Raw genomic sequence first — 1054 nt, 5'->3', positions numbered from 1 at the left:
CTAGAGCATCGAACCTTTAATCGGACGCATATCCTTTTGCCTTGAGGAAGTTGCGGCACTCCTGGGGCTCGAACAAGCCACAGATGTCGCCGATGGCACGCCAGAGTGCGTCGAAGGTGCGTGCCTTGGCCTTGCGCAGGTGGGCCTTGAGCTTGGCGAAGGCTTCCTCGATCGGATTGAGGTCGGGCGAGTAGGGCGGCAGGAACAGGAACCAGGCGCCGCGCTGCCTCAGGCAGGCGGCGGCCTTGGGGCTCTTGTGGACGGAGAGATTGTCGAGGATGACGACGTCGCCCTTGTTCAAGGTCGGGGCGAGTTGGGTTTCGACGTAGGTCTCGAAGGCCGCTCGGTTCATCGCCTTATCGATCACCCAAGGCGCACTCAGCCGGTCGCAGCGCAGACCGGCGATGAAGGTCTGCGTGCCCCAGTGGCCGAAGGGGGCCTTGGCGTGCAGCCGTTTCCCCTTGCGGCTGCGCCCGCGCAGGCGGGTCATCTTGGTGGTGACGGCGGTCTCGTCGAGGAAGACGAGGCGGTGACAGGCCGCCCGCATCAGCGGCTGGCGCTTGCTGCGCCACTCGTGGCGATCCTCAGGGATGGGCGCGCGTCCGCGCTCGGCGGCCATCAGGGCTTTTTTTATACGTGAAGCCGCGCTGGCAGAGGAAGCGCGACAGCGCGCCCGGCGTGACCGTGACGCCGCGCTCGGCCAGCAGGGTCTCGGCCAGTTCCGGCAGGGTGATGTCGGGCGTGGCCTCGACCGCTGCGATCAGGAAATCGGCCACCGGAGCCAATTTGCCGCCGCCCTTGGGCCGCCCCTGACGGGCGGGCGCCACCGACCCGGTTCGAGCTTGGCGCTGCGCCAGCTTGACCGCGCAACTGGCGCTGACGGCAAACCGGCGCGCTGCCTCGCGCCGTGAGTGGCCTTCCTCGACAAATCGGGTGATCCGCTCACGAAGGTCCAGCGAGTAGCATTCGCCCATGATCCACCTCCAAGCTGGAGGCAATCAGGCCATGCCCGCCTCTACAACCCCCGATTCCAATTTCAGACACGACGCTCTAG

The 1054-nt window shown here is 66.3% G+C and carries 1 protein-coding gene; it reads right to left on the bottom strand.

The annotated features are described in order from the left end of the window. Positions 1 to 16 precede the first annotated feature (16 nt). Positions 17 to 974 (bottom strand): IS630 family transposase gene (locus A5481_RS33015; protein WP_156311848.1). Its coding sequence is split into 2 segments (ribosomal slippage): positions 17 to 622 and positions 624 to 974, totalling 957 coding nucleotides; the frame shifts between segments, so codons are not numbered across the junction. Positions 975 to 1054: the final 80 nt, after the last annotated feature.

The sequence above is a fragment of the Methylobacterium platani genome (genome assembly GCF_001653715.1).
GTDB lineage: Bacteria > Pseudomonadota > Alphaproteobacteria > Rhizobiales > Beijerinckiaceae > Methylobacterium > Methylobacterium platani.
The sequence above is the reverse complement of the archived record's forward strand: the minus strand, read 5'-3'. Positions and strand labels throughout refer to the sequence as shown.